Annotated in this window: 4 protein-coding genes; 1 reads left to right on the top strand and 3 read right to left on the bottom strand. The window is 73.4% G+C overall.

Features of this window, described 5'->3' with window-relative positions:
* Positions 1-370: 370 nt before the first annotated feature.
* The 3 genes from ACFY3L_RS40435 to ACFY3L_RS40425 all read right to left on the bottom strand — a co-directional run bounded on the left by ACFY3L_RS40435 (position 371) and on the right by ACFY3L_RS40425 (position 13,300).
* Entirely contained in the window at positions 371-6,757 is a 6,387-nt protein-coding gene (locus tag ACFY3L_RS40435) for an RHS repeat domain-containing protein (RefSeq protein ID WP_389337088.1), read from the bottom strand.
* Positions 6,754-9,897, bottom strand: a complete 3,144-nt coding sequence (locus ACFY3L_RS40430) for an FG-GAP repeat domain-containing protein (protein ID WP_389337085.1) — start codon at positions 9,895-9,897, stop codon at positions 6,754-6,756. Before ACFY3L_RS40430 ends, ACFY3L_RS40435 begins: the two co-directional genes overlap by 4 nt.
* 118 nt (positions 9,898-10,015) lie before the next feature.
* A complete protein-coding gene (locus ACFY3L_RS40425) occupies positions 10,016-13,300 on the bottom strand; it encodes a BTAD domain-containing putative transcriptional regulator (protein WP_389337082.1) in 3,285 nt (1,094 codons plus the stop codon).
* Positions 13,301-13,335: 35 nt separating this feature from the next.
* Here ACFY3L_RS40425 and ACFY3L_RS40420 point away from each other — a divergent pair.
* Positions 13,336-13,565: hypothetical protein (locus ACFY3L_RS40420; protein ID WP_389337079.1), on the top strand; the 230-nt coding region annotated here is incomplete at its 3' end.

Below are 13,565 nucleotides of genomic sequence, written 5' to 3'. Positions count from 1 at the left end.
GTCATCGCACCGGTCGCCGGGACCGCCGCGACCCGCTCGCTGACCGGGCGGTGCGCACCGCCGCCCTTGGGCGGGCCCGGCACGGGCGGCGCGCCCGGCGGGTCGGCGCCCGCCGCCCAACCGGCAGGGGATCCCGCGGCCCAGGCCCGCCCGGACTGCGCCGGCTCCGCCTGCCGTCCGCTCACATGCCCTCCCGCACGCCGCCGGCCGCACCCTCCGTGCCGGTACTGTGACCGGCCGCTGCCGCTCGTGGAGTCGCCGCAATACCCGGTCCGCTGTCCGGTCCAAGACATCCGGCCCTCCGGCGGGGCGGGCGGACACGCAGGACCCGCCGCGGGGCGTCCCGCGGCGGGTCACTGAGTGGGCGTTCCTACTTGATCGGGTCCCACCAGCCCGGCGAGGGTGCCTCGTCGTCACAGCCGAACGGCTCCGTGCCGCAGTACGGCGCGCCGAACCCGAATCCCGCGATCCAGCCGCCGACGTACTCGAGACCGGACTTGACCTTGGGTCCCGCCTTCCAGGCCATGGCCGCGATGCCCTTGCCGGCCCACGGGCCGACCGCGAGCCCGACCACCGTGGTGAACAGCTGCCGGTTGGCCTTGTCGGTCTCGCCGCCCACGTAGTACGAGTACGCGGACAGGAGCCCGGCACCGGTCCCCAGCACGGTGCACGTGGGCAACGGACAGAACCCGAGCAGGAACTGCGCGAACGACAGCTGGTTGCCCAGCCGGCAGCCCGGGTCGTGGCTCTCGCACTCGAACTTGTCGTACTGCCGCTCCGGCATCGGCTTCGTCGGCCTGGTCGCGGGACCCATCACCGGTGGCGCCGGGTTGCAGCCCCGGTCCGGCTTCGGGGTCTCCGTCATCACGCTCGGGGTGCAGCCCGACTGGCTGGCCGTGAACGGGCAGTACGCGTGACCGTAGAAGTCGTGGTACCAGCCGTCCCCGGAGGCATAACAGGCATTGCCCTTCAGGTTCCCCCAGTTGCACTCGACGGCGGCGCCCAGGTGCTCGGGCGCGGAGCAGGCGGGATTGTTCGTCGGGCCCTGCTGGTAGAAGTCGCAGGTCTGCAGAAACACCTGGCCCTTGTGCTTGATGACCTTGTAGTGCTTGGGCGTGCCGGTGATCTTGCCGGCGGGGTTGACGCGCGCGACGTCGTACTCGTGCACCACCTCCGGCTGCGGTTCCGGGGTCGGTGGTGTCGGATCACATTCCCCGGGGCGGCAGGCGTACCGGCCGTCCGGGTCGGCCAGGGTCACCGGGTTGTTCTCGGCGTACGAGTAGCCGTTCATGCCCTGCGACTTCTCGGAGTCCAGGACCGGGTCGACGGAGATGAAGCGGCCCGACCGAGGGTCGTACTCGCGAGCGCCGAGGTGGACCAGGCCGGTGTCGTCGTCGGTGCCGTCGACGAAGCCGCGCCTGGAGGGCCACGTCACCACCGGGCCGCGCGGGTTGCCGAACGGGTCCGCCCGGCGCACCGTCTTGGTCAGGTCGGTGGCCTTGAACGACAGCCCCGCCGTGCCCTGGTGGTCGCCGCACTGCCAGCTGAGCCCCTGCGGGGTCCGCACCGCGACCGTCCGGCCCGCGTGGACGTAGGACCGGGTGCCGGTGGCGACACCGCCGGCCAGCCGGTACTCCACGTCGCCGAGGTACAGCGTGGTGCCGCCCGGGTCCTTCGCCAGGAGCCGTCCACCGTCGGCGTCGTAGAGGTAGGACGTGGTGCCGGCGCTGTCGGTGACCGTCTCCAGCTGGTTCGTCGCGGTCCACGTCAGCGTCTGCGACGGCCGGCCGGCGATCGACCGGGTGGTCATGTTGCCGGTCGGGTCGTAGCCGTACGAGTCGGTGCCCGTCCCGCCGGTGGTGGTGGCGACCTGGGTCACCGCGTGCGGACGGCCGGTGCCGACGCCCTGCGCCGGGTAGGTGTACGTGCGGGTCACGTCACCCGTGGCCAGGTGGCTCACCTCGCTGGTCCGGTTGCCGCTCGCGTCGCTCACGTACGACTTCCAGTACGCCGCCGGGCCGCCCAGCGCGTTCGCCGCCGGGTTCGTGGCGCAGTTGCCCGAGGCCGGCGTCCACGCGTCGCTGAGCCGGAACCGGTCGTCGTACCGGAAGCACTGCACGTCGTCCTGGCCGGCGCTGTACTGCGCGATCCTGTCCGCGACCGACGTGACGTTGCCGGACGCGTCGTAGGTGTAGGTGCTGTTCTTCGCCACGGTGTTGGGGATGTCGCCGTACACCAGGTGGTTGGACAGCAGCCCGGTGCCCGGGTAGTACGACCACAGCTGCCGCAGGTTCTTGCCGGCCGCCGAGTCGCGCAGCTGCATGCTGCCCAGCTGCCCGTCCGCCTTGTACTGGGTGTCCACGACGTACGTGCCGAGGTTGGACTGCAGGGTCAGCGGGTTGCCGAGGGCGGTGTAGCCCAGCTGCAGCGTCTCGTCGGTGAGCCCGGCGTAGTTCGCCGCGTTCACCTTGGTCGAGCCGGTGGCCGTGGCGACGCTGCCGTCGGCGTTGTACGTCGTCCCGGTGATGTACTCACCGGCGAGGGTGCCGGTCATGGCGTTCGCCGGGATCGTCACCTTCGCCTTCTTCGCCTTGCCGGTCGCCGTGTACTCCAGGATCTGCCGGGTGTAGGCCTGTCCGCCGGAGTAGCGGATCGCCGCGGTCGGCAGGCCGTGGACGAGCGAGTCGAAGGTCCACTCGGCCGTCTTGTTCGCCAGGCTGCCCGTGTACTCGGCGGTCTTTCGGCCCAGTCCGTCGTAGGTGTACAGCATGGTGAGGTTGCGGGCGTTCACCGACTTGGTCTGCGCGCCGCGTTGGTCGTACTCGAACGTGCTCCTGCCGGTGTCGGGGTCGTTGGCCTCCGTGATCCGGCCCATGGCGTCGACCACGAACATCCAGGTGTTGCCCGACACGTCGGTGGTCGAGGCGACCGCGCCATTGGGGTGGTAGGTGCGGCTCATGACGTCGTGCGCGCCGCTCACCGGGTTCGCGATGTTGCTCCGGTAGGTCCACAGCGCCGTCGTCCTGCCCCGCACGTCGGTGAACGTGGAGGTCGCCGGGCTGCCCGCGGCGGGGCTGGCGTCCACCCGGTCGCCGCCGTAGGCGGTGGTGGCGGTCCACTGGGTGACGCCGCTGAGCTGCCACGCCGAGGCGATCGACCGGCCCGCGCCGTCGTAGGTGACGAGGGTCTGCGCCGGCACCTCCGTGTCGAGGGCCAGCCGCAGCGTGCCGCCCGGCGCGCCGGTGGCGCCGTACCCCGGCCGGGTGAGTTTCACCAGGCCGCGGCTGTCGTAGTGGGTCTCGCTGATGAGCCGGTTGCCGCCCTCCGCCGGGACCTGCTCCTGGCGGGTGCGCAGCTTGCTGTCCAGCAGCGCGTAGCTGGTCAGGTATCCGCTGCCGGTGGTGTCGAGCTTGCTGGTGGCGAGGCTGGACGCGCCGGTCTGGCGCAGGTCGTAGGCGAACTTCACCGACGCCGTCTCGGTCGCCTTGTCCCGGCCCGGCGCCCACACGGACGTGAGCTGGCCGAGCTTGTCGTAGACGAAGTCGGTCCGGCGGGTCGTCCCGGGCCCGCTGACGTCCTGGTCCACGACGGAGACGGCGCGGCCGTTGGCGGGGTCGACGTCGGTGACGGTGACCCAGCCGAGCGGGTTCGTGACGGTGGTCTTCGTGACCGGTCCGCCCGTCGCCGGCGTGTACGCGGTGGCGGTGCGGAAGTTCTCGGCGTCCCACGACTCCACGGTCCGGCCGTGCTCGTCGGCGGCCGCCCTGGTGGTGGTCGTGTACACCGGGTTCGTGGCGTGCGGCGTCGAGACCTGCTCGACCCGCGACGTGAAACCCTTGGTGAGCGTCGTGGAGTAGGAGCTCGCCCCGTCGTACCACACCCGCACGTCCGAGACGACGTCCGTGACCCGGTTCGGGGTTGCCGCGCAGCGCACCGCCACGACCTCGACCCGCGACACGTGCGAGACGTTGGTTCCGGCGGTGTTTCCGGCGTACCAGTGCCGTGCGCACTGGTCGTCGGCGGTCGTGGACAGGTCGGCCTCGTCGTCGATGCGGTCCACGCGCCCGGTGCGGTCGGCGAGGAAGGTGTTCGTGGTGCGGGTCCTGCGGGGTTGCCGGCCGCCGTCGAGCGTCGTGGTGACCTGGGTCGACTTGATGTTCGTCACCCAGGCCTTGACGGTGATGCCGAGGACGTCCTGGGTGGCGGTCGGCCCGTACTCGTACGGGTCGGTCTTGGTCTTGTCGACCACGGTCGACGTCTCGCCGAGGTAGGTGATCTGCTCGCGGACGGTGCCGGCGAAGCGGTCCTCGTCGGCCCAGGTGCCGCCGTCGGAGTCGGGGACGGATGCGGTGCGGGTGCCACTGCTGAGCTTGTCGCCGTGCATGCCGCGGAAGTACGTGGTCTCCGACTTCAGCCGCACGCTGGTCGCGGCGCCGCGCAGGACGCGGACCTTCTCGTAGCCGCGCCACATGCCCCAGCTGCGCCGGTTCGGCATGGTCATGGGGTTCTGGTCGGAGTGCCAGGCGGGCGAGCCGAGATAGACGTAGCTGGTCTCCTCGTCCTCGGTGCCGTCGGCCCCGCCGCCGTCGCCCTCGGCGATCTTGTCCACGCGGTACTTGTGGAAGTACTCGAGCTTCGGCGTGCTGGTGCCCGTCGGCACCCAGTACTGCGGGAAGCACAACCGGCTGTTGTTGTCGGGGGCGGCCGGCATGCTCTGCCCCGCGACGCAGTCCTTCCCGGAGTAGGTGATGGCGATGGTGTTGCCGGACTCGGTGAGGATCGAGCTCATCCGGTACCGGGTGATGCTGTTGGTCGTGCCAGCCATGTCGACGCGGTTGCTCATGCCGACCGGGGTCAGCCGCACCGCCGGCAGGCAGGCGTCGGTGTCGTCGGTCGTGCCGCAGCCCTGGATGGTGGACAGCCACAGCACCTTCTGCAGGTTGACGCCGGGGTCGTTCCACTGGTGGCTGAGCTTGGTCTGCGACACCCGCCGCCACGTCCGGTTCCCCGTGGCGACCTCGGTGGTGATCTTCGTCAGGCGTTTTGTGGTGAAGAACGCCGGCGAGTATCGGCCGGAGCAGTTGGTGGTGCTGGCGCACAACAGGTCGACCGGGACATCGGGGAAGTTCGCCGCGTTCGCGGTGTTCGGCACGCACGTGGTGCCCGGGGTGACGCACCGTTCCTCGGTGTCGAACAGCACCCGGGCGGGCGCCGTGCCGGCGAAGCGGGTGTCGGCGCCGGACGCGTTCTGCCGCGTGCCGTAGTTGATCTCCCGCACGTACAGGTCGCGGACGTACGCCGAGACGGTGGTGTCGCTGCCGTTGCGGGCGTAGTTGTTGGTGTGCCGGTCGTAGAAGAACGACATGGTGTTCTTGAACGGGTCGACGACATAGTCGAGGTTCCACCGGTAAGCCTGCTGGCACCAGCCGGGCGCGGCGTTGCACGGCTCGCCGGTGTTGTTGCCGTAGACCGGCTCGTAGCCGACCGACTTGGTCTCGTTGGCGGCGTCGCCGTCCCAGCCGGGCAGGCGGTTGAGGCCGAAGTAGTACTCCATGCCGTCGGTGGTGGTGACCCTCCAGTACTCGCCGTCGTTGTCGCCGTTGCCGGTGGCGAGGTCGGCGAGCTTCTCGACCTTCGCGCCGTTGTCCGACGATGGCCGCCACTGCCCGTTCTCCAGCACCAGCGTGCTGGACAGCCCGTTGAGGGTCATCGTGGCGTTCTCGCCGACCCAGCACAGGTCGCCGTTGTTGGGCCTGTTGTCGTCGGTGCAGCCGCGGTACCCGCGCTCGATCGACCCGGGCTGCCAGTTGAAGCCCTCACCGACCCAGCTCGGCTGCGAGTTCGCGGCGGCGGTCATCCCGTCGACGGACTGCGAGGAGTAGCCGAGCTGCACCTGCGGCGACGGGCCGCCCGCGGCGGGCGGCAGCCCGATCGGATAACCCCAGGAGAACCCGCCGCTGCTGCCGCCCGCCGTCCACTTGTTCGCGGCGTTGAGGTCGGTGGCCTTGTAGTCGCCACCGTCGGAGGACGCGCCGGCGGCGAGCGCGACCAGCATGCCGGAGCGCGACTGGGGCGCGGCCGCCGTCGTCGCGTCGAGCCGCTGGTCGAGCAGGGCCGGCGCGGCGACCTCGGCGGAGACGACGCCGGACACGGGATCGTTGCTCGAGTCGAGCACCCGCTCCTGGCAGCCCGGCAGGTCCGGAGTGCTCAGCGCGCACTCCGGCAGGGCGACCAGGCGCAGCCGGCGGGACCAGTCGGCGCCGTAGGCGTCGCGGAAGCCGGTGTAGTCGACGCCGACGACGACCGCGCCGGTGCCGGACCGGCCGTCGTTGCGGCCGACCCGGAACACGACGTCACGGCCGCCGCTGCCGTGCGGCAGCAGGCTCACCCGTACCTTGCCGGGTGGGGTGCCGAGCGCCTCGCCGGACAGCCGCTGCTGCGGGCCGAGGACCGCGCCGGCCCTGGCCCCGATCGGCAGCCCCGGCGCCCAGGCGAGGACCGGGGTGGCCGACGCCTGCAGCGACGCCGACGCGGGCAGCGACACGTCGGCGCTGCCGGCGGCGGGCCAGGCGACCGGGGGCGCCGCCTGCACCGTCGCGGTGGTGTCCTTCGCGGGTGCGCGGTACACCGCGTCCCGGGTCTGCACCAGGGGCTGGTCCTTCGGTAGGTCGAGCTCGACCGGCCCGGCGTTCGCCGGTGTCACGACACCGGCGACGGCCAGGACGGTGAGGACGACGACCGCGGCACGCGCCCTCACAGCGCACGCACCGTGGTCGGGTCGAGCGTGCCGGCGACACGGGTGGAGTTCCACCAGTTCCACTCCGTCTTCGAGTCGCCGGCGACGAACCCGCCGGTCACGACCTTGATCGAGGTGCTGGTCGTGCCGTCGAAGCTGACGATGTCGCAGCGGCCGTTGCCGTCGATGTCACCGCCGGTGAAGCGCCACGCCGGGGCGGTGGCGAGGCCCGGGATCGCCATGCAGGAGGCGGGCGTGAAGGCCTGCCCCGTGGAGATCGCCGCGCAGACGCCGGAGCCGTTCTTGAGGATCTCGTAGAGGTCCTCGTCGCCGTCGCCGTCGGCGTCGCCGGTGAACACCGTGACCGTGTTCGTCATGCACCGCGCGCCGGCGCCGGAGCGCCAGATCGGGTTCGTGGCGAACGTGCTGTTACCCGGCGGGCGGAAGCGCCACAGGCCCGTGTCGCAGTTGCCGTAGTCGTAGTACAGCAGCACCTCGGCCTTGCCGTCCTTGTCGAAGTCGCCGGCGGCGGTGGCCTTGATCCGGTTGCCGTCCCAGTTGCCGACGCCGGAGTCCCAGTACGGCACGGGCCAGCTGAACCCGGAGCCGTCGGACTTGGCCTCGAACACGAACCCGCGTTCCTGGGCGTTGTCGTAGCGGTAGAACGCGGCGATGTCGGTCTTCCCGTCGCCGGTGAAGTCGCCCGCCACGGCCAGCGTCCGGTCGTAGCACCAGCCGCCGTTGCCGGAGTCCCACAGCTGCGCCGCGGCGCGGTAGCCGTTGCCGTCCGACAGCCACCACGACAGGGTTGTGCGGCAGTTGCCGTGGTCACGGAACATGGCCACGTCGGCGCGTCCGTCGCCGTTGAAGTCGCCGTTGAGCGACTTCACCGACGCCATCGGGTAGGCGTTCGGGTCGTTGACGACCGACGTCACCGGCGAGGTCGTGCCGCTGCCGTCGGGCTTCGTCGTCCACCGCATCAGCGACGTGCGGTAGCCGCCCGGGTCGACGACGGCGACGATGTCGGCGTTGTCGTCGCCCGTGGCGTCGGCCCGCTTCTTGGCCGGGGTGCCGCCGTTGGCGAAGAACATCCACAGCCCCGGGGCGTGGAAGTTGCCGACGTTCGGTGCCTGCGGCGACCGGTTGCCGCTGGCGTCGACGGCGACGACGCTGAGGATGTTGATGCCGCCGGCACCGTCGACGGGCACGACCGGCGCCGTCGCGACGCCGCTGCTGTTGGCCGGGACCCAGATGTAGGGCGTCTTGTCGACCGTGGCGACCGAGTAGTAGTAGCCGACGACCCGGTCGAGGGTCTGGTCGACGGGGCTGAAGGTCACTGTCGCCGGCGCCCCGACGACCGCGCCGGGACCCGCCGGGAGCGGAAAGTCCTTCAGGTCGGCGCTGGTGAGCAGGGGCTGCGCCGGCGCGGTTCCGTCGACGACGAAGTGGCACCAGGGCGAGTATGCGCTGTGGTGCGCGCCGTCCCAGGCCCGGACCCGCCACTGGATGTCGTGCCCGTTCGGCATCGAAGCGGCGGGTACGTTGACGGTGATGGTGCGCGGTGCGGGCAGGCCGGGCGAGTCGGGCACCGTCACCACCGCCCCGCCGGTGGTCAGGTCCTGCCACTCGAACTTGCCGACGATGTTCTGGTCGTTCTCGGCGTCCTGCACCTTGGTGCTGAGCTGCACGCCGTTGTGCGAGCCGATCGCCGGCTGGCCGGTCGTGCCGCTGGTGTAGCAGCCGACGGTGCTGCCGTCGCCGGTCGCGGTCTGGTCCGACACCGTCGGCGGCGTGTTGTACTGCACGACGAGGTTCGTGTTCGCCGCCGACAGCTTCTTCCACTGCTGGGAGTCGCTCTCCGAGCCGAGGAACACGAACGTGTAGTCGTTGAACCGGGCGTCGGCCCAGCCCTGCATCTGCGAGGTGAGGATCCAGCTCGGGTTGTTGCCGGGCGCGCTGCAGCTCTGCGCGGACCGGGCGCCGAACGACGTGAGCACGCCCGGCGCCCAGCCGATCCGGCCGCCGTTGATCCCGGCCTGGATGGCGCCGCTCTGCGCCAGGGTCAGGTCGGTGCCCGTGCAGTTCCACGAGTGCGTGACGATCGTCTTGAGCTCGGCGGCGATGATCTGCTTGCCGTGCACCTGGGACAGGCCGAACGCGAAGTACGCCCGCCAGCTCGTGCCGCAGCACTCCGGGTTGCGCCCGACCCGGGCGACGTCGCCGACGCCGCCGGAGTAGTCGTAGTTGTCGATGTTGGCGTACGCGAAGCTGGTCCGCGGCATGCCGATCTGCGGGTCGACGTACAGCGGCAGGGTGAGGCTCTCGTCGGCCAGCCACGCGGGGTCGGGGCGCAGCACCAGCTCACCGCCGGTGAGCTCGGACGCGACCTTTCCGGTGCGGGTCAGGTCCTCGGCGCCGCGGGCGGTGCCGCCGTTGGAGGCGTCCCACATGCCCGCCGGGGCCGAGGCGAGCACCGCGGCGCCCGTGTCGTCGAGGACCTCGAACGTGCCGTCGGCGCGGGACCGGGTGGCGGGGCCGGTGACGGCGACCGCGATGCGGCGCAGCGCCGGGTTCGCTGCGGCCGCGCGGGTCTTCACCACGAGCACGTAGTTGAAGCTGTCGGCGAAGGCCCGCACCCGCAGGTCGACGCCGTCGTACACGTCCGGGTACACGACGGTGTCGCCGTCGAGCCGGGCCGCGGGCAGTGCCGTGGGCCAGCGCAGCGAGAACGCCCCGGCCGAGGTCTGCACGGTGGCGAACGGTTCGCTGCCACCGCCCTTCGCGAACGTCATCGGCAGCGTGGTCGTCGCGGCGTACCCGCCGGTCTTCGCGGCCCGCAGCGTCGTGTCGATCGGCGTCCAGCCGCCGGCGGTCTTGACCCGCTTCGGGGTCGCCGACGCCTCGTAGGTCATCGTGCCGTTCGGGTTCGCGAACGTCTGCGACTTCGCGGTGCGGGCGGCGGCCACCTCGACGCGCTTGCCGCACAGCAGGGCGGATGCCCTGGCCGCCTTCTCGTCCTGGCGCACCGTGTCCGTGGCGCACTCGGCGCTCGGCGGGGCCGCGGTCGCGGCGGGCGGCACGACGGCGACCCAGCCGAGGCCGAGGCCGGCCCCGGCGATGACCAGTGCGGCGCGCCGGCGCGCCGAGGAGAACCTGCCCATGCGTTGTCCCTCCGTGGAATGGGCGTGCGGCAGACACGTCCGGGGGGATCATGGGGAACGGGTCTTTCAACCGGCGCGCGCGCCGCTACCCGTACGACTCCCGTACCCAGGTGGGCGTTCAGTCGTTCGTCGTCGCCAGCTGGGCGCGGAGCTGGGCGGCCTCGGGAACGCCGAGGTCGTCGTAGAGGGCGAGGGCCCGGGCGAAGTGCTCGCGGGCCAGGTCCGGCGCGTGCGACGCGCGGTGGGCGTGGCCGAGCCCGGCGTGCGCCCGGGCCTGCTGGTCGCGGATCCCGGACCGCACCGCGGTGTCGAGCGCGGCGGAGTGCTCCGCGAGCGCGTCCACCGGCCGGCCGGCGCGGGTCGCCGCCTCGCCGAGACCGTTGCGGGCCCATGCCTCGCCGTGCCGGTCGCCGGCCTCCAGGAACAGGGCCAGGCTGCGGGCGTGCTGCCCGGCCGCCCGCCGTGGCTGCCCCCGTAGCGTCTCGATGATGCCGAGGTCGGTCAGGGCGGTCGCCTCTCCGGCCCGGTCGCCGGCGCGCCGGTGCACCGCGATCGCCTCCCGGTAGTGCCCGGCGGCGGCCTCGTGCTCGCCGAGACGGAAGCGGACCATGCCGAGGTTGATCAGGGTGCCGCCGACCCCGGCGTCGTCGCCCTCGCCGCGGAACACGGCCAGTGCCGCGCGGTAGTGTCCGGCGGCCCGCGCGTGCCGGTGCAGCACCTGATCGACGCCGCCGAGCCCGTACAGCGCCCGGCCCAGCCCGAGCTGGTCACCGGACTCCTCGAACGCCGTCCGGGCCCGCCGGAAGTGCCCGGCCGCCGCCTCGAGCTGCCCCAGCTGGTGCTGCGCCATGCCCAGCCCGAGGTCGGCGTGGCCGGCGCCCCGGGTGTCGCCGAGGGAGACGGCCGCGTCCCGGGCAGCCCGGTGCACGGCGAGCGCCTCGGTCGCCGACCCGCCGGCCAGGTACCGGAACAGGGTGCGGGCCAGGACCACGGCGTGGCCGGGCAGGCCGTGGTGGGCCGCGGACCGCACGACCGCCGTCAGCCCGGCGAGCTCCGCCTCCAGCCACGCCCGGGCGGCGTCGCGGTCCGGTAAGGGCGGGGTCGTCGCCGTCGGCGGCACGACCGGGCGGTGCCGCCGGGCCGCCGGGAACAGCACGTCCATCGCCGCCGCGGCGGCCGCCGCGCAGTGGTCGAACAGCCGCGCCCGCGCCGCCCGGACCGCGTCGTCGCCGGCCGGTCCCGGCACGGAAACGTCATCGTCGCCCTGGCCGCCCGACGGCCCGCCACCGTTGGCCCGGCCCGCCACCCGCGCGCCGCCGCTGCTCCCGGCGAGCATGGAAGCGTCACCATCAGGGCGGTCCAGCGCTTGTGCGTCACCGTCGGCCCGGTCCAGCGCGTACGCGCGCAGCAGGTCGTGCATCGCGAACCGGCCGCCGGGCGTGGCGTCCAGCATGTGGCCGCGCACCAGCGGTGCCAGCAGCCGCCGGGCCTCCGGCACGGTGACGTCCGCGAGGGCCGCCGCCGCGTGCACGTCGACGTCCGCGCCCGGATGCAGCGCGAGCAGCACGAACAGCCGCGCCGCGGCGGGTGGCAGGTGCCGCAGCGACCAGGAGAACGCGGCCGCGACCGAGGCCCGCGGGTCGCCGCCGGCGTCCAGCAGCGCCAGCCGCGACCGCTGGTCGCCGAACTCCGCCGCCAGCTCCGCCAGGCTCGCGCCGGGCCGGGACACCACCAGCTCGGCCGCGACCCGCAGCGCCAGCGGCAGCCGCGCGCACAGCTCCGCCATGGCGACCGCGGCCGCCGGCTCCGCCTCGGCCCGGTCCCCGATCAGCCGCCGCAGCAGGGCGCCCGCCTCGACCACCGACAGCAGCCCCACGTCGACCCGCCGGGCACCGTGCACCGCCACCAGCCCGGCGAGCCGGTCCCGGCTGGTCACCAGGACCGTGCACGACGCGGTCCCCGGCAGCAGCGGCCGGACCTGCTCGACCGTGGCGGCGTTGTCCAGCAGGATCAGCATCCGCCGGTCGGCGACCTGGGTGCGGAAGCGGGCGGCCTGCTCGTCGACGTTGTCGGGCAGGTCGGCGCCGGACCCGCCGACGGCGCGCAGCAGCTGCCGCAGCGCGTCCGTGGCGCTCACCGGCTCGTCCGGGTCGTAGCCGCGCAGGTTCAGGTACACCTGCCCGTCGGGGTAGCGGACCCGTACACGATGTGCCCAGCGGACGGCGAGCGCGGTCTTGCCGACCCCGGCGGTGCCGGAGATCGCCGCGATCACGACCGCGGTCGGCTGCGCATGGCCGGCCTCGACGATCCGGTCGAGCTCGGCGAGCTCCGCCGTCCTCCCGGCGAACCCGGCCACGTCCGGGGGCAGCTGCGCCGGCACGACCGCGACCGGGTGCGCCGCGACGGGCTCCTGCCGCAGCACCCGCCGGTGGGCGTCGAGGAGGTCGGGGCCGGGCTCGACGCCGAGGTCGTCGACGAGCCGCCGCCGGATCCCCTGGTACACCGTGAGCGCCGCCGCCCGCAGGTCGCTCGCGGCGAGCGCGGCGATGAGCCTCGCGTGCAGCGGCTCGTGCAACGGGTCGGCGGTGGCGAGCTCCCACAGCACCGGCAGGCACCGCCCGGCCTGCCCGGCGGAGAGGGCCGCACCGGCGAAGCGCAGCGCCACCGCGACCCGCTCGTTGGCCACGGCCGTGACGAGTGGATGGTGCCGCAGCTCGGGCACGTCGGCGAGCGGGCCACCCCGCCACATCGCCAGGGCCGCCTCGAGCAGGTCCAGCGCGCCGGCGGGCGGCGCCGTCCCAGCCCGCTCCACCCGCTGTCGGAAGCCAGCGAGGTCGAGCCGGTCGGGCCCGAGGTCGAGCCGGTAGCCGCCCGGCGTCCGGCTGATCACGCCGGCCCGGCCGGCGCCTGCCTGGTCGAGCGCCGCCCGCAGCCGCGACACGTAGGTGTGCACGGCGTGCGCCGCGGACACCGGCGGCTCGGTGTCCCACAGCAGGTCCACCAGCTCGGACACGGCGACTGCGGTGCCGGCCGACAGCGCCAGCCGCCCCAGCAGCGCCCGCTGGCGCTCCGAGCCGACCGCGACCGGCCGCGCTCCACGATGGACGGTCACCGGTCCCAGGACGGACACCTGGGCCGGCCCGTCCGCGCCGGCGGGCGGCGCCGGCTCCTGCGGGGCCACGGCCGTCCGCAGCGCCGCGGCCCGCCCGCCGGTCACGCCCAGCCCGGCGATCAGCGCCTCCACGGTCTGCGGCTGCGGCCGCCGGGTCCGTCCCTGCTCCAGGTCCCGGACCGCCCCGACGCTCATCCCGACCCGGTCCGCCAGCTGCCGCTGGCTGAGCCCTGCCGCCTGTCGCGCGGCACGCACCAGCTCGCCGACCCCGCCGACATCCCCGTCGCCCATGCCACGCCCCCGTCCGCGTCGATGCGCCGACCCTAGTGGAGCGTCCGCCGGGTGGCGGCGACGGAGCCCTTGGTCGCGAGGGTCGCGGTGGTGAAGGCCGCGGGGTCGTCGGTCTCCTGGATGTCGACCGGCTGGTTGTACTGCGTGCCGAGCTGGGCGGCCAGGTCCCGGGCCGTGCCAAGGACCTACTCACCTACCTGGCCCTCCACCGCGCCGGCGCGGAGCTCTCCGACATCATGGAAGCGCTGTGGCCCGACGCCACCAT

Source organism: Dactylosporangium sp. NPDC000521, assembly GCF_042898305.1.
Taxonomy (GTDB): domain Bacteria; phylum Actinomycetota; class Actinomycetes; order Mycobacteriales; family Micromonosporaceae; genus Dactylosporangium.
The sequence above is the reverse complement of the archived record's forward strand: the minus strand, read 5'-3'. Positions and strand labels throughout refer to the sequence as shown.

Coding starts and splice junctions, on each gene's coding strand:
- ACFY3L_RS40430 (WP_389337085.1), bottom strand. CDS start 9,897: ATGGGCAGGTTCTCCTCGGCGCGCCGGCGCGCCGCACTGGTCATCGCC.
- ACFY3L_RS40425 (WP_389337082.1), bottom strand. CDS start 13,300: ATGGGCGACGGGGATGTCGGCGGGGTCGGCGAGCTGGTGCGTGCCGCG.